General features: G+C 41.2%; 15 protein-coding genes. 10 read left to right on the forward strand and 5 right to left on the reverse strand.

Features of this window, described 5'->3' with window-relative positions; all coding sequences use genetic code 11:
• Nucleotides 1-247: 247 nt before the first annotated feature.
• The gene (locus tag NE664_09120) at nucleotides 248-1,159 is read left to right on the forward strand and encodes a hypothetical protein (protein MCQ4726804.1); all 912 of its coding nucleotides are present in this window, start codon (nucleotides 248-250) and stop codon (nucleotides 1,157-1,159) included.
• Nucleotides 1,160-1,370: 211 nt separating this feature from the next.
• A complete protein-coding gene (locus NE664_09125) occupies nucleotides 1,371-2,291 on the forward strand; it encodes a hypothetical protein (GenBank protein MCQ4726805.1) in 921 nt (306 codons plus the stop codon).
• Between the two features lie 228 nt (nucleotides 2,292-2,519).
• On the opposite strand, the gene rpsR is transcribed toward NE664_09125, so the two are convergent.
• Genes rpsR through rpsF form a run of 3 tightly spaced genes read right to left on the reverse strand, consistent with a single transcriptional unit; the run spans nucleotide 2,520 to nucleotide 3,557 of the window.
• Complete coding sequence (rpsR, locus tag NE664_09130) at nucleotides 2,520-2,750, reverse strand: 30S ribosomal protein S18 (GenBank protein MCQ4726806.1); 231 nt, start codon at nucleotides 2,748-2,750, stop codon at nucleotides 2,520-2,522.
• A 22-nt stretch (nucleotides 2,751-2,772) separates the two neighbouring features.
• Nucleotides 2,773-3,255: a single-stranded DNA-binding protein gene (locus tag NE664_09135; protein ID MCQ4726807.1), complete on the reverse strand. Its 483-nt coding sequence runs from the start codon at nucleotides 3,253-3,255 to the stop codon at nucleotides 2,773-2,775.
• Between the two features lie 14 nt (nucleotides 3,256-3,269).
• On the reverse strand, nucleotides 3,270-3,557 hold the full coding sequence (gene rpsF / locus NE664_09140) for a 30S ribosomal protein S6 (GenBank protein MCQ4726808.1): 288 nt from the start codon (nucleotides 3,555-3,557) through the stop codon (nucleotides 3,270-3,272).
• 239 nt (nucleotides 3,558-3,796) lie between these two features.
• Here rpsF and NE664_09145 point away from each other — a divergent pair, with 239 nt between their 5' ends.
• The 5 genes from NE664_09145 to NE664_09165 all read left to right on the forward strand — a co-directional run bounded on the left by NE664_09145 (nucleotide 3,797) and on the right by NE664_09165 (nucleotide 9,899).
• Nucleotides 3,797-4,708 carry a 2-dehydropantoate 2-reductase gene (locus tag NE664_09145; GenBank protein MCQ4726809.1) on the forward strand — a complete coding sequence of 304 codons (912 nt, stop codon included), beginning with the start codon at nucleotides 3,797-3,799 and terminating at the stop codon, nucleotides 4,706-4,708.
• Between the two features lie 104 nt (nucleotides 4,709-4,812).
• A complete protein-coding gene (locus NE664_09150; GenBank protein ID MCQ4726810.1) occupies nucleotides 4,813-6,186 on the forward strand; it encodes a hypothetical protein in 1,374 nt (457 codons plus the stop codon).
• A 554-nt stretch (nucleotides 6,187-6,740) separates the two neighbouring features.
• A complete protein-coding gene (locus NE664_09155) occupies nucleotides 6,741-7,796 on the forward strand; it encodes a DNA adenine methylase (GenBank protein MCQ4726811.1) in 1,056 nt (351 codons plus the stop codon).
• The gene (locus tag NE664_09160; GenBank protein MCQ4726812.1) at nucleotides 7,780-8,643 is read left to right on the forward strand and encodes a type II restriction endonuclease; all 864 of its coding nucleotides are present in this window, start codon (nucleotides 7,780-7,782) and stop codon (nucleotides 8,641-8,643) included. The genes NE664_09155 and NE664_09160 overlap by 17 nt, the downstream gene beginning before the upstream one ends.
• 149 nt (nucleotides 8,644-8,792) lie before the next feature.
• Nucleotides 8,793-9,899 carry an SLC13 family permease gene (locus NE664_09165; GenBank protein ID MCQ4726813.1) on the forward strand — a complete coding sequence of 369 codons (1,107 nt, stop codon included), beginning with the start codon at nucleotides 8,793-8,795 and terminating at the stop codon, nucleotides 9,897-9,899.
• Between the two features lie 855 nt (nucleotides 9,900-10,754).
• Here NE664_09165 and NE664_09170 read toward each other — a convergent pair.
• Together NE664_09170 and NE664_09175 are read right to left on the reverse strand one after the other, a co-directional pair.
• On the reverse strand, nucleotides 10,755-12,017 hold the full coding sequence (locus NE664_09170) for a copper amine oxidase N-terminal domain-containing protein (protein MCQ4726814.1): 1,263 nt from the start codon (nucleotides 12,015-12,017) through the stop codon (nucleotides 10,755-10,757).
• A 24-nt stretch (nucleotides 12,018-12,041) separates the two neighbouring features.
• Nucleotides 12,042-12,566 (reverse strand): deoxyuridine 5'-triphosphate nucleotidohydrolase, encoded by a 525-nt coding sequence (locus NE664_09175; protein ID MCQ4726815.1) that lies wholly within the window; start codon nucleotides 12,564-12,566, stop codon nucleotides 12,042-12,044.
• Nucleotides 12,567-12,970: 404 nt separating this feature from the next.
• Between NE664_09175 and NE664_09180 the strand changes: the two genes are divergently transcribed.
• The 3 genes from NE664_09180 to gpmI are packed head-to-tail and all read left to right on the forward strand — an operon-like array spanning nucleotide 12,971 to nucleotide 16,487.
• The gene (locus NE664_09180) at nucleotides 12,971-14,176 is read left to right on the forward strand and encodes a phosphoglycerate kinase (GenBank protein MCQ4726816.1); all 1,206 of its coding nucleotides are present in this window, start codon (nucleotides 12,971-12,973) and stop codon (nucleotides 14,174-14,176) included.
• Nucleotides 14,177-14,186: 10 nt separating this feature from the next.
• Nucleotides 14,187-14,930, forward strand: coding sequence for a triose-phosphate isomerase (tpiA, locus tag NE664_09185; GenBank protein ID MCQ4726817.1), 744 nt, complete (start codon nucleotides 14,187-14,189; stop codon nucleotides 14,928-14,930).
• Between the two features lie 15 nt (nucleotides 14,931-14,945).
• Nucleotides 14,946-16,487 carry a 2,3-bisphosphoglycerate-independent phosphoglycerate mutase gene (gpmI, locus tag NE664_09190; protein MCQ4726818.1) on the forward strand — a complete coding sequence of 514 codons (1,542 nt, stop codon included), beginning with the start codon at nucleotides 14,946-14,948 and terminating at the stop codon, nucleotides 16,485-16,487.
• Nucleotides 16,488-16,506 lie beyond the last annotated feature (19 nt).

The following is a 16,506-nucleotide window of genomic DNA, read 5'->3' on the forward strand; positions in this document are numbered from 1 at the left end:
AGAAATAAACAAAGGGCTTACGGAACATTTGGATCATATAGCCGTGATATTAAATATATTTTGTTATTATGATTATTGATTAAGCATTAAATTAATTATAAAATTTATCGTATTTATTGTTGATTAATAGATGTATTGTGATATAATGATTATGTAATGTTTCGGCATTTGTGTGCGGGCATTTTATTTTTACAAATGCCGTGGGTTTTCTGACGGGGTTTATGTTATTTATTAAAGGAGGAGTATTATGAGAATAAAAAGAATGCTGTCTTTTATTTTAAGTTTTATTATGGTTATTTCATTTGGCGTTACGGCTTATGCGGAAGATATATACGCCGGGAGCCTGAAATATTCAAACATTGCTACATATATAAATCATTTCCCGATACCGTCTTATAATTTTAACGGGGAAACATATATCTGCCTGGAAACACTAGGAACCTATGGTTTTGACCTTATATGGAATGATAACGACAAAACAAAATGCGCGGTACGCAACGGAGAAACGGAAATTACACCTTGCCAGACATTTATGCCGCGGTCGGATCAGGTTGGAAAGGAATACCAGAAGATTTATGAATGTGATGTAAAAGTTTATATGGGAGATCATGATAAGCTTGTAAAATGCTATAAGGATATGGACGGATATTTGTATATCAATGCAAACGAACTTTCATATTTCGGCAAGGTTGACTGGGTGCCGGAAGTAAACGCCGTTAAGGTATGGATTGGCGATGGCCTTAAGATGGACGAAAGTATGTTTCCGCTTAAACCGGATCCGTATCCTATAAAATATTATGATTATCTGGAATATGACGATAAAATATCATGGAACGCTTACAGTGCGGGCGGCGAGGTTATTTTTATAATGGCGTTTGTTGACGGCGCGGGCGAAGGATATATCACATGCCCGGGAAGCGTTTATTTTACCGTTTATGATTCGGCGGGAAATATTATAGGGACGCACAGCGAATATTTTACGCCTGACGATTATTCTGTATACCAGTATTTTTTGGGTCTTACGGACAATAAGCTGTCAACGTATTTTTGGCTTGACGGGCTTGGAAAAATGCCCGACGGAAAAGCGTATGTCAGGGCCGATGTAACCGCAGGCGGATATACTTTCACCGCGGAAAGCAGCGTTGAGGCAATATATTAAATCTTTAACGTCAGGAAACTTAAAAAAGGGTGGAAACTGGAAAGTATATATTCCAAATGAAAAATTACAGCCGTCATAAATTTATTTTATTTAATAATTATGGTCTGTGGCGGCTGTATTGGTTTTATCGGTAATTTATAACGCGGCTTATTCTTAAAACTTAATAAAATCATTAAATTATAAAAACTATCGTACAAATCAGGAGGAATTTATGAGGGGCAAAAAGTTATTTGCTGTTTTAGCGGGAATTATTATTACGCTTTCGTCTGCCGTTTCAGCTTATGCGGGAGAAGTATCGGTTGGCAGCCTTAAATATTCCGATACTAACGTTTACATAAATAACTATCCGATACCTTCATATGAATTTGAAGGCGAAACATATATATGCTTGGAACATTTGGAAGGATACGGTTTTAACCTGATATGGGATGAAGATAATAATTCCAAATGTATTGTCCGCGGAAACGGAAATTATATTACGTCTGTGCCTACGTTTAAATCCCGTGAAGATCAGGTGGGGCAGGAATACAAAAAATTGTATAAATGCAGTGTTAAAGCGTATCTCGGAAATTATGAAAAAGAGATCCAATGTTATAAAATTATTGAGGGATATTTGTTTATTAAGGCAAGCGAGCTTGCATATTTCGGAAAAGTAGAGGAAGCTACGCAAGACGGCACGTATAAAATATGGATAGACGGCCTGGAAACTAGAGATTCTTTGTATCCGCTGAGGCCTGATCCTTATCCGGTTGAGTACAGAAAAAATATAATACCGAGCGATATTGCATCTTGGAATATTTCTAACGGAAATTCTTATATTACAACTGTTATTTCGTTTAACGAAGGCCAAAATAAGATAACCGTTGTGCCAAGCGGCAGTATTGAAATATCTGTGATAGATATTAACGGCAATGTTATAGGCGGAAAAACAGAGCATTTTTCCATAGACGACTATAGTATATATCCATATTTTTATAATTATGTGGACAATGCCCGTGCGATATCTTTTGGAATTGAACATTCGTCGCTTAAACCGGCGCCATACGGCAAAGCTGTTGTAAAGTGCAAAGTTAATGCGGGGGACAATGTTTACGAATTTGAACGCAATATAGAAGGGCTTCCGTCGGCATAGCGGTAATCAGCGGCAGAAGCCGCATATTGCCGTAGGATTAACGTAAGAATTATATTAAAAAAGCCTTGCATGCATGGATTTTGCACTGCAAGGCTTTCTGCCGTTTTAATATAAAGGTTTTCAAAGTATGCAAATATATACAATGCTTTGAGCGCGATACAAAAAACACCTTCCTGCCGAATTAAGCTTTGAAAGCCAATACGGCAGGAAGGCGTTTTTAATTTAAAATCAATCCTGTGAATACGGCATAAGGGATACGTGCCTTGCCCTTTTGATGGCTGTTGTTAAAGCCCTCTGATGTTTAGCACAGTTTCCTGTAATCCTTCTGGGAAGGATTTTGCCTCTCTCAGAAACGTATCTTCTTAATTTATTTATATCTTTGTAATCGATTGATGTGATCTTGTCAGCGCATGACTGGCATACGCGTTTTTTCCTGCGTCCACGTCTTTTCTGGATCATTGCCTTAACCTCCTTTTATAATTTAAAAGGGTAAATCATCGTCTTCCAAACTTTCATCTATAGGAAAGAACCCGTCGCCGCCTGAAGGCTGCTGCTTTGGAGCGCTGTAACTATTCTGCTGTGGCTGGGAATAATTGGGCGCCTGATAGCCGCCGCTTTCCTGAGCCATTCTTCCTTCATATGAAGAACGGCTTTCGGCAAAATATGTTTCTTCAACCACAACATCGGTGCTCCAGCGTTTGGTTCCGTCTTTATCGTCCCATGAACGGACTTGAAGTCTGCCGACTACGCTTACCATTTGGCCTTTTTTAAAGTACCTTTCAACAAACTCACCGCTTTTGCCGAACGCAACACAGTTTATAAAATCTGCGTCAGGTTCGCCGTCTTTTTTAAAGCGGCGGTTTACAGCTAATGAAAATCTGGCTACAGCCAAAGGCTCCATGCCCTGGGAATATCTAACTTCGGGATCCCTCGTTAAACGTCCCATTAAAATCACCTTGTTCACTGTCAAACGCCTCCTTATGCTTCTTTACGAACGATAAGATAGCGAAGAACATTTTCCATAATGCGAACGCGGCTTTCGATTTCAGCAGGAACTGTGCCCTCTGCATCAAATGAAATGAAGCTGAAGAAACCTTCATTAACTTTCTGGATTTCGTAAGCGAGCCTTCTTTTGCCCCAATCGTCAATTTTGTCGATTGTACCGCCGAATCTTGTGATTAAGTCCTGAACCTTCTGGCTTTCCGCAGCTTTTGTTTCTTCGTCGAGATCAGGCCTTAAAACTAAAGCTAATTCGTACTTATTCATTATATTACACCTCCTTTTGGACATATGGCCCTTACATTAAACGTAAGAGCAAGGATAACCGTTACAAATGGGTATTATAACACAGCTTAGTTTATTTTACAAGTTTTTTATTAATATTTTGACGACTGCAATTTTTTTACTGTAAAAAATTCTTTTTGTGTACTTATTTTCTGCCGAGTGGTAAAATATATGCGTGGTATAGTAATAAGCTTTAAATGGTTTTTGCGGGAGGTTTTAAGATGAAAATTGCTGTTATTGGAATAGGGGGTATAGGAGGGCTTGTAGGGGCCGCCCTTGCAAGGCGGCATAAAGGGATTTATTTGATTGCCCGTGGGGAGGGGCTTAAAGCTATATGTGAAAACGGCATAACGCTGGATAGTGAAATGCTTGGAAATTTTACTGCCATACCTGAAAAAGTCACGGACGATCCGAATGAAATCGGCATTGTAGACGCGCTTATAATATCTACTAAAAGCTATGCCCTTGACGAGGCGTGCGCCATGTGCCGGCCGATAGTTGGGCCAGATACTGTAGTGCTTCCGCTTTTGAACGGAATAAATGTGGGGAAAGACGTACGCGGGTACATTAATAACGGCGACACGGCGGAAGGGTGTATTTATGCTTTCAGTTCCAAAGACGGACCGGGAAGGACAAAACACATAGGAAACATGTGCCGTATAGATTTCGGCTTTGAGGACAAGCATGAAAACGGAAAAGCCGAGGAACTTGCGCGCATGCTCAATGAAAGCGGTATTACGACAACTTTTAACGAAAATATAATGGAATCTGCCTGGACTAAGTATATAATGATGTGCGGAAACAGCTGCGTATTTACATACTTCGATTGTAATGCGGGGGAAGTCAGAAAAGATCCCGTAAAGTACAAATTTTTAAAAGACGTTTATACCGAGCTTTATAATATTGCCGGCGCAAGCGGAGTTAAGCTTTCCGGCGACGTTATTGAGAAACATATGCGTGCTTTTGACGGACTTCCGGGGGAAGCCGTAACATCGCTGTACAGGGATTTGAAAAATGGAAGCGGCAAAACGGAATTTAAGGCAATTATAGGCAAAGCGGCGGAACTTGCGGAGAGCCTTGGAACAGAGGCGACGAATGTAATAAAGGCATATGAAAAAAATAAAGGCAGGTAATAAAGGCACATGCTTGAACAGCCGTGCATTTTAAGATTTCAGAAATAATTTTGTTTATTTTAAAATATTATAGTAGTAATCTGATTCCTTTATGGAGGGATTGCATGCAGAACGATACTGCTGTAATAAGGACGGCAAATTTTACCCATGCTTTTTACCGAAGCGGAGAAGGCATATTCGGAAAATCAAACGGAGAAAGAATAGAACTTATAAATAATGATGTTTCGGACATGTCCGTCGGCGTCGGAAAGAACGGTTTTCCGGTAATATTCCATAAAAACGGCCGCGGAAACTGTTTTCTTACAAGCATAGGGGCAGGCGGCCAAACGGAAACAAGGATGCTTTCGCCGTCGGCGGCATTTTCCGAGGCGGATTACTGTGTGTACTGCCAAGGCGAAAACACAGGGGCATGGTTTGTTTATGCCAATAAAACGGGCGATAGAGGTATTTTTGCGGAAGAATACGCCGCGGGGAAAAACTCGCTTATGAAACTCGGCGGATTTGAGCCTATGAAGAAAGCGCCGTTTTATGTGTTTGGGAATAATAGCCCTATATTGTTTTCAAGAAACGGCGCTATGCTGAATCTTTTTATTTTCAGCGGATGGAACCGATATTCAAAAGTTACCGTATCAAATAAAGGCGCTTTTATTACGGATATTTCCTGTGTTGAATACGGAGGCAGGCTGCATATTGCATATATTATAGAAGAAAACCATATCTGTTCCCTTATGTATAAATATGTGGAAAACGGGCTTATTTCCGCGCCGCGCGTACTGTTTAACTGCAAGGGCGCCGGAGCTTGCGTATCTTTTGCATCGCAGGGGAATATATTTATATTTGCAGTGTGCAAAAATAAAGGTATCTATGTGTTTTCGGGCGATAACGGCGTTAATTTCAGCACGGCGTCCAGGTTTTTTAAGCCGGTGGATTATATATGCAAAGCAAAATTTATAAGCGAGGGGGAAAATGCGTTGGAAGTCCTTATCGACAGCCACTATAATCCGCTTATAATAGACGACTTTGCCCCGGGCAGGGCGGACGTATTCAGATCACAGTATGACAGGCTTAAAAAGAAAATCGTATCATATGAAAACGATATACGGGACAATACCGACAAGGTTAAAGAAATTTCAGACGCGTTTGCCAAAACGCAGCAGGAAAACGATAAAATACTTTATTCATGGCGCGTAAGGCTTGAAGAGTCTGAAACGGAACTGCATGCGGCACAGGAAAGGGAGGCTGAGGCTGTGCAGAGGTGCGTACGGCTTGAAAGTGAAAACGTGCGTCTTAAAGGCGAGGTTCAAGCTTTAATTGAGGAGAGCCGCAAATATAAAGAGCAATATGAACAGGCTTTGGAGATTTCCGAACAGTCTGCGAGGATTGCCGAGGAAAACGAAACGCTGAAAAGGGCAAAAAAAATACTTGAAGAGGAACTGTACAGGATAAATAATAGTGATAATTATGATTTTGAGGAATAAATGGCTTTGCCGGAGAGTTTAAAATGCTTTCCGGCAGTTTTTTGGCGCGGCGGCGTATATATTATTAAAAATAAGCCGTTATGGCGGAAAGGGATTTTAAAGGCGCGGAATTTTCAATTATTCGGTAATATAAAGTATTTCGGAATAAAAACGGTCTATGCGCAGAACATAGTGTATGGAAGGGTATGTATCGTATAGAAGGATATATCACAATAAGTGTTATTTTGATCAAAAGTAAAATTTTTTGAATTTAAAACTCACATTTCGTATTATATTCGGAACTAATTTTAATCTGCATATATGAAGAAAGTATGCCGCAAGGCTGTGCCGGAAAACGGCGAATTATATTGTAAATAAGCCGAAAATTTATGGCGCGTTGATAAAGTTCTTTTGTATATGTAGGATTTTACTATATTTCGACATATATCTTTTATATACTTGCTTTTTCGTGTCTATTTTAGGTTTAAAAACAGAGATTTTAATTTATATATGGCTTTATGCTAAGATTTTATGTATAATGAACTATGTGCAAGTTACATTTTTTTGGAGGATTTATGAAACAGCATTTTACAGAAAATAAATTCACGAATGGTGAAGATATGTTTAGACAGGGGGTGTTATTGAACGCTATTGATTTAAATAAAACCGAATTCGCTATATCATATGATGACTTTGATAAGAATAATACGCTTTTAAGGCCGTTTTTAAAATGGGCGGGAGGAAAAAGCCAGATACTTCCGATAATCAGAAGCAAATACCCTGACGAGTTGGGGAAAAAGATATCTAAATATGCCGAGCCGTTTGTCGGCGGCGGGGCTGTGCTTTTTGACATATTAAATTTTTATTCTTTAAAAGAGATTTATATCAGCGATATAAACGCCGAGCTTATAAACACATATCAGGTTATCCGCGACGAGATTGACGCGCTGATATCGGCTCTGACAGAATTTCAGGACGATTATATCCTGCTTAACGAAGAAAAGCGAAAAGAATGTTATATTGAGAAGCGGACAAGGTTTAACAGTTTAAAGGATTCTTTCGGCGCAAGCGACAATATAGAAAAGGCGGCTTTGTTTATATTTTTAAACAGGACGTGTTTTAACGGGCTGTACCGCGTAAATAAGAGCGGCTATTTTAACGTGCCGGCAGGGAAGTACAAAAACCCGACTATTTGCGATGAAAAGAATCTCAGGAATATTTCGGAAGCAATTAAAAATATTAATATAGTTTGTGCCGATTACCAAAAGTCCTATGATTTTATTGATGAAAACACATTCGTGTACTTTGATCCTCCTTACAGGCCAATCACGGAAAGCTCAAATTTTACTTCTTACACGGAAAAGCTTTTTGATGACAAGTCGCAAATGGAACTGGCCGAATTTATCAATTCAATCAATAAAAAGGGCGCCGCGATACTTTTAAGCAATTCCGATCCCAAAAATTCGGATTATAACGACGACTTCTTTGATGCGCTTTATAACAGTTATAATATCGACAGGGTTGGAGTAACGAGAAGCATTAACTGTAACGGCCGTTCGAGGGGCAAAATATCGGAATTATTGATCACAAACCATAAAGCGGGAGATTGTAAAAGTGAAGAGGAACTTTAACGCTTGGATCTGCGGATTTAAGGGAAGTATTTCAGACTATAGTTATTATGTTGATTTTAGGAAAGTTTTTGATAATGTTGAAAAGCTCAAAGTGGAGCTTAATATATTAAATTCCTTAATCGGATCAAAAAATATTGAGGATGATTTTGAACGGATCATAGAAAGATATCCGGAAACATTGAAATGCATACCTCTCTTACTTGCAGTACGGCAGAATGAAATTTATACAATAGATCAGGACGGGGAGTTTAATTATTCGTTTAAACACACGAATTACCCGATAGATCAGTATAAGGTTTTCATGAGGAAAACAGGTTTATTTGATTTAATAGAAAACCATGTTATAGCAAACCTTATAGACTATGTAACGGGCGTTGAGGTCGGCCTTGATTCAAACGGAAGGAAAAACCGCGGCGGCCACTTGATGAAAGAGCTCGTAGAGAGTTTTATATTAAAATCCGGCCTTGAAAGGAATGTGACATATTTTAAAAATATGTATATACATGATATTCAGGACAGATGGGGTATGGATTTATCCGAACTTGCCATAGGGGTCAAAGCTAAAAAACGTTTTGATTTTGTGGTTAAAACAAAATCAAATATTATAGGCATAGAAACAAACTTTTACAGCAGCAGCGGTTCAAAGCTTAATGAAACGGCGCGGGGATATAAAGCGCTTGCCATTAGGGCAAGAGCTATCGAAGGATTTAAGTTTGTTTGGATAACGGACGGCCTTGGCTGGGTTGGCGCAAAACACAATCTTGAAGAAATGTTTGAAATTACAGATAATATCTATAGTATAAACGATTTGGAAAACGGGGCTATTACACAGATGATTGAAGAATAGCCGAACATATTTTGGGGTGCCGGACAGGCAGTTTTATATGAGCGCTGAAGCGCTGTTGAATTATGCATATACTAAAAAGATATCGGCGGCCTTTCGGATTTTTAACAATCCAAAGGCCTTTTAATTGTTAAGGAAGCGGGGGAATATTTTTGGCCGAAAAAATAACGGCGGCTTTGAAAAAAGACAAAACTCTTCTTATATCAGGCGTATGCGCGGCTGTTTCAATGCTTTTTTCACCGCCTTCAAAAGAATATATAGGATATATAGACGTAAGGGTTATATGCCTGCTTTTCTGCCTTATGGCAGTTGTGGCCGGATTGGAAGAACTTGGGGTTTTTCAGGCGGCGGCGGGAAAGTTTGTAAGCGGCGAAAGGAAAATGAGGGTTATATATCTGACGCTTGTGCTTTTGCCGTTTTTTATGTCTATGGTTATAACAAACGACGTTGCGCTTATAACATTTGTGCCTTTTGCCGTATTGATTTTGAAAATGGCCGGGGAAGAAAAATATTTGGAATTTGTGGTCGTCATGCAGACTGTGGCGGCAAATTTGGGAAGTATGGCTACGCCTATCGGTAATCCGCAGAACCTATATTTATACAGCAAGTTTGAAATACCGGCGGCGTCTTTTTTTAAAACAATACTTCCTTTTGTCGTTTTAAGCCTGCTGTTAATATGTTTGTGCATGTTTTTTGCGGGAAACAGAAGCGTTAAGATAGATATAAAAAACAGCGGTTTCAAAAGCAGTGTAAATTTGTATGTATTGGCAGTTTTGGCCCTGCTCTGCCTTTTGTCGGTTTTTAGGGCGTTGCCGTATTATTGGCTTACGGCAATAGTGGTTTTGTCGCTTCTTATTTTTATGCGCAGCGTATTTAAAAAAATTGATTACGGCCTTTTGGCAACGTTCGTTTTCTTTTTTATATTTGCCGGCAATATCGGAAAAAATGATTACATAAACGCGCTTATAACAGATGTGCTCGGCAAAAACGCCGTTTTTACCGCTGTTGTTTCAAGCCAGTTTATAAGCAACGTGCCGTCGGCCGTACTGCTTTCGGAATTTACGGACAACTGGGCGGCTTTGCTTGTGGGCTCCAATATAGGAGGGCTCGGGACGCCCGTAGCGTCGCTCGCAAGCCTTATATCCCTTAAAATATATATGAACGAAGGATACGGAATAAAAAAATATACGACAGTTTTTTTAGCCGTTAATTTTATATTCCTGTTTATATTATATATATTTTCCAAAGTTCTTGTTTGAATATATGAAGAAACGGTTTCAGTTAAAATTAACGGGATTTTGTTAAATGCATTTATGATTTACGAGGGCGTGCGGGTTTTAACCGGAAGCAGCGGCGCAATAGCCGTGTTAAAGCCGTTTGACGTGGGTTTTACAGTGTCCGCGTATTTTTGCCTTGCGCTTATGCCTCTTCTGCCGGTTAAAATTCTACGACATCCCAGGGGGAAATTTTTTTGATGTTCAAAGCAGCGCATACACAGACGCAACGGATTATGCGGCAGGCATATGCAGCGCCGGAGCGTGGAAAATTTTCCTTGCGGGGCGTGCGTAACCTTGTAAACGGAAGCTATAAAGATGCAATACTTTTTTAAAGGCACAGGCCAAGAGATGATTTTAAACGCACTGGGGAAATTATAAAACGGGCGGCCGTTAGGCCGTCCGTTAAAAATGTTTTATCCCGCAATGGAAAATTTTTGCTTCTCAAAACACAGATGTTACAGTAAGGTCAGGCGTATGCGGCCGCGAATTTCTTTTTGCATGGCGAGTACGCCGTTACGGAGAGTGGCAGAAATCCGCTTATGACTTAATTTAGGCTTGGCCGATATTTTGGGCTGAAATTTAAGGCCGCATTTTTGTATAATCGCGTTGCAACGCATATTGATAAATCCTGCAATGTTATTATAAGCATGGACTTTATATTAAAGATTAATGCCGTCGTATTTTTAGCATGTTAAGGAACGGTATGCTTTGACGATTAAATATTTCTTCGTTTAGGCATTTATGCCGCCATAAGAAATAATCACAAAAACGTATGTAATAGTGTATGCCGGCAAATTATGTGTATTTTGATCTGTGCATGCCGAATATGCCCATAGTTTAATACCTGTAATTTACCGTTATTTTATTTTCACTGCTGTCCCAGATTATGTCGCTGTCGTCTATTCCCAATGAATTAAGAACGGGACGCACCGGCAGATATGTGCGGCCGTTTTTAATAACGGCTTTTGTGTCCATTTCGCTTTCTACTCCGTCGACGGTTATTATATTACTTCCTATTGCGACAGTAACTGTTTTGCCGAGCTTGTTTTTTATTGTGACCGTTTGTGCGGAAGGGCTCCAAATTATATCGCTGTCGGGTATGTCGAATGCATTTGCTATTACCCTTAGAGGAAGCATTGTGCGGCCGTTTGCGTCTACAAAGGGGGCGTCTTCGATTGTGATTACCATATCGCCTTCCAAAATATAATAGTTTTTGCCGATTATAAATTCAATTTCGCTGTATTCTTTTGCTTCTTCATGGCTTTTAAAGTTTTGCAGTTCATATTTTATCATGCTTCCGTCGCCGTATGCCGGTTCGATGGTGAGGTATGCGCTCCGGCCTTCCTCCGTTTTGCTTGAAGATGCAACCTGTACGCCTGTTATCGTCATTGTGCCTGCGCTTGAAGCCGACGGGCTTGTGGTTTCAACGTAAGCCGTTGAAGGATCCTTGGGATCGATTTTAAAATTTACAATATCCGTATATTTCCCAGTTCCTTCGGCGCTTTCAAAAGATTCGAATATAAAGCCGTTTGTTATCTGAACTTTAAAAAGCTTTGTGTTTGGCATTTGGTAGGGGTATTCGTCTTTAAATTTAATTGTGAAAGTGCCGTTTACGTTGTCTATGTCGGATACGTTGATGGTCATGCCGGGAAAGTTGACATGTGCAAACGTATATACGCCTTCCGAAACTCCCGATTCTTTCGGATCGATTGTCACAGTTGCCGCGCCTTGGGAAGTGATTTGCGTATAAAGAGGGATTTGTATATCGTTTGACGAAGCGTCGAAAACATTCGGATCGATTTGTATTCCAAGCAGATTGTCAGAAAATACAGTGTAGGTTACGCCTTCCATATTAGGCATAACGCCTGTACCTTCATAGAGCCATTCGGCATTTTCAAGGGACAGGGTAAAATACGAGCTGCCGATTAAATCTTCATTTGCTTCTATGGTAAGTATCGGCGCGTTTGAGCCGGTTAAATATTCGTCGGCTTTTACAGGCTTATCCGTTGAAACATAGTTGGTAGTCGCCGCAAAAGAAACGGACGGCATAACTGCCGCCGCCGCGGTTAAAATGGCGGTAACTGCAAGTTTCTTTTTCATTTAAATCATTCCTTTCATAACGCTTTAGTTTTTATCACGCCTTGTCGTACTGCCGAAACCTCCGTTTCTCACGCCTTTGCAGTCGTCGTCGATTGTTATGCCGAATTCGAGGAATATTCCCTGCATAAAGCCCTCTCCGCATTTTACAGAAAGCGTTTTGCCTTCAAGGCTGTTGTTTGTGATTTTGGCAAGTATATGGCCCTCGTTGTCGCTTAAATAATAATCGCTGTCTATTATGCCGACAGTGTTGTCAAGCTGTAGTCTGTATTTAAAGCCGAGACCGCTGCGGGGGTAACATGAAAGCAGCCAGCCTGTGGCTATTTTAGCCCTTATGCCTGTCGGCACGGTTATCGTTTCCCCGGGTGAGAGTTCTATATCGAAAGGCGCAAAAAAGTCGTATCCCGCCGATCCGCGGGTGGCCCTTTCAGGCAGTTTGATATTGCCGTATATTTCTTTTATTTTTTCGTCGCTACAGTTGTTGAATATATTCCCCATGGTTGTGAGAAACTGGTTAAAGCTTACTTTTTCGAATTCCGCTATCTTTTTCATTATAAATCACCTTAGTTGAGTATAAAGTAAAACGAAAGCCAAAACAATTAAAAATTTGTTAAAGTTATACTTATATGACGAAATTGAAAAAGAATTTGTTTCAAAGTTTCCAAAGCAAATGTTTTTAGGCTGCGGGACGTAAGGAATAACGGGAAAACACCGGCCGCACGTCAGTCCGAGGGGCTGTATTTTTATAAATACGCGGACGTATTGCCGGAATATTCAGGAATTTAAAAATAAATATTCATAATTTGCGTAAAAAAAGGGCAAACAACTAATGATAAGCGTAATTATTGCACGCTTGAATAAAGCGTTTATGTGCTGTATAATGAAACGGAGTTTTAATTTTTTTACTCGTATTATTGACGAAGGCCAGCATATTAAACCGAAGGGAGATTTTGGAAATGTTAAATAAAAAATCGGTTGAAGATTTGAATGTTAAAGGCAAAAACGTGCTTGTCAGGTGCGATTTTAACGTTCCGCTTAAAGACGGCAAGATAACTGACGAAAACAGGATAACGGCAGCCCTTCCGACAATTAAAAAGCTTATGAAAGACGGCGGGCGCGTAATACTCTGCTCCCATATGGGCAAGCCGAAAGGCGAAGTAAAACCGGAACTTTCCCTTTTGCCGGTGGCAAAAAGGCTTTCGGAACTTTTAGGAAAAGAAGTAACGTTTGCGGGGGATGACAATGTCGTTGGAGAAAATGCAAAAAAAGCCGTTTCAAATATGAAAGACGGCGACGTAATACTCCTTGAAAATACACGTTTCAGGAAAGAAGAAACAAAAAATGAAGAAAATTTCAGCAGGGAACTTGCCTCTTTGGCGGATATATATGTAAACGACGCTTTCGGCTCGAGCCACAGGGCGCATTGTTCAACGGTGGGAGTAACAAAGTTTGTTAAGGAAAGCGCCGTAGGTTATCTGATGGAAAAGGAAATAGAATATCTGGGCAACGCCGTCAATAATCCGGAAAGGCCGTTTGCGGCTATACTCGGCGGTGCGAAAGTTGCAGATAAGATCAACGTAATAAATAATCTCCTCGAAAAAGTTGATATACTTATCATAGGCGGAGGCATGGCGTACACGTTCCTTAAAGCAAAAGGATACGGCGTGGGCAATTCCCTGCTTGACGAAACAAGTATAGGATATGCGGGGGAAATGATGAAAAAAGCCGAAGAAAAAGGCGTTAAATTGCTTCTTCCGACAGATACCGTGATTGTTCAGGAATTTAAGAACGACACGCCGTTTAAAACTGTCGATGTGGACAGTATACCGGAAGGATGGGAAGGAGTAGACATAGGCGAAAAAACAAGGGAGCTTTTTTCAGACGCATTGAAATCTGCAAAAACCGTTGTTTGGAATGGGCCTATGGGAGTTTTTGAATTTAAAAATTTTGCCGAAGGAACAATAGCTGTTGCAAAAACCCTTGCGGAGATAGACGCCGTGACTATTATCGGCGGCGGCGATTCGGCGGCGGCTGTAAACACGCTCGGCTTCGGCGACAGGATGAGCCATATTTCAACAGGCGGCGGGGCAAGCCTTGAATTTTTGGAAGGCAAGGAACTTCCGGGGGTTGCGGCCGTTGACGACAAATTAAAACGGAATTGAGGATTTTGGGATGAGAAAAAAAATAATTGCAGGCAACTGGAAAATGAACAAAACGCCTAAAGAAGCGGCTGAGCTGATTGAAACGCTTAAAGGCGGCATAAATACAAACATGGTTGACGTTGTTTTATGCGTGCCTTACATCGATATTATACCTGCCGCCGAGGCGCTGAAAGGCACAAACATATCCCTCGGAGCGCAAAACGTATACTTTGAAGAAAGCGGCGCGTATACGGGAGAGGTTTCGCCTTCCATGCTGAAAGAATGCGGAGTGGAGTATGTGATTGCGGGACACTCCGAAAGACGCGAATATTTCGGGGAAACCGACGAAATTGTTAATAAAAAGCTTAAAAAGATAATCGAACACGGTATGACGCCGATTTTATGCTGCGGTGAAACTCTTTCGCAAAGGGAACTGGGAGTTACGATAGAATGGATACGCATGCAGATAAAAGGCGCGCTTAATGGGATTGCCGCGGACGACGTTAAAAATATTGTAATCGCATACGAGCCTATTTGGGCTATTGGAACGGGAAAAACGGCCACAAGCGATCAGGCCCAGGAAGTATGCGGGCAGATAAGGCAGGCCGTAAGAGAGCTTTACGGCAGGGAAGCGAGCCAAAGCGTAAGGATACAGTACGGCGGCAGCGTCAACGCATCAAACGCCGCGGAAATTTTTGCAAAAGAGGATATCGACGGGGGACTTGTTGGGGGAGCAAGCCTTAAAGAGGAGTTTGTTAAAATAGTAAACTACTGAAATAAGGTGATAAATATGAAAACAACTGTTTTAATGGTTTTAGACGGTTTCGGCATAAACGGCCGCGAAGAAGGAAACGCCGTAAAAATGGCAAAAACTCCCATACTTGACGGCATACTGAAAAAATACCCTCATGTTAAAGGATATGCAAGCGGGCTTGACGTTGGGCTACCCGAAGGTCAGATGGGAAACAGCGAAGTGGGACATCTCAACATAGGGGCCGGAAGAATAGTATATCAGGAACTTACAAGGGTTACAAAAGCTATAAAGGACGGGGACTTTTTTGAAAATACTGAACTTTTGAAAGCCGTTAAAAACTGTAGGGAAAAAAATTCGGATTTTCATATATTCGGCCTTTTGAGCGACGGCGGCGTACACAGCCATATAGACCATCTTTTTGCGGTTTTAAAGCTTGCAAAGGATAACGGCCTTACAAGGGTTTTTGTGCATGCGTTTATGGACGGCCGTGACACGCCGCCTGCATCGGGCAAAGGATATATTGAACGCCTTGAAGAAGAAATGAGGAGCCTCGGCGTCGGTAAAATTGCCACGGTAAGCGGGCGATATTACGCAATGGACAGGGACAACCGTTGGGAAAGGATCGAGAGGGCTTATAACTGTATTGCTTTGGGAATGGGGGAAAAGGCCCAAAGCGCCGCCGGATATGCCGCAAAAAGCTATGAACGGAATATAACCGACGAATTTATGCTTCCTGCAAACATTGTCGACGGCGACGGAGTGCCTATAGCCGTTGTAAACCCTAAAGACAGCGTTGTGTTTTTTAACTTCCGCCCGGATAGGGCAAGGGAGATTACGAGGGCGTTTGTCGATAAGGATTTTAAGGGGTTTGCCAGGAAAAAGGACGATACGGAAACAACATTTGTATGCTTTACGGAATACGACAGAACGATAACAAATAAATATGTTGCTTTTAAACAGCAGAAGCTTGACAACACATTGGGAGAATATCTGGCTTCCATGGGCAAAAAACAGCTCCGTATTGCCGAAACTGAAAAATATGCGCATGTTACATTCTTTTTCAACGGCGGAATAGAGGAGCCGAACGAGAATGAGGACAGAATACTGATACCGTCGCCGAAAGTCGCCACATACGACCTGAAGCCGGAAATGAGCGCATACGAGGTTACCGAAAAGCTTGTCGAAAATATAAAGGCTGAAAAGTACGACCTTATAATAATCAATTATGCAAACCCTGACATGGTTGGGCATACGGGGGTTATACCTGCGGCAGTGAAAGCCATAGAAACTGTTGACGCGTGCATAGGAAAGGTTTTGGATGCGCTTTTGAGCGTTAACGGCCAAATGTTTATATGTGCCGATCACGGCAACAGCGACCAGATGACAGACTATGAAACGGGCCAGCCGCATACGGCGCATACAACAAATCCCGTGCCGTTTATACTTGTTAACTATTCCGACGGCATAAAGCTTCGCGACGGCGGGAAACTTGCAGATATAGCGCCTACACTGCTTGAAATGATGAACCTGCCGGTTCCTGAGGAAATGACGGGAAAATCGCTTTTGGAGGCTGAATAATATTTAAATTGGAAAGGGG

Source organism: Anaerotignum faecicola (genome assembly GCA_024460105.1).
Lineage (GTDB): Bacteria > Bacillota > Clostridia > Lachnospirales > Anaerotignaceae > JANFXS01.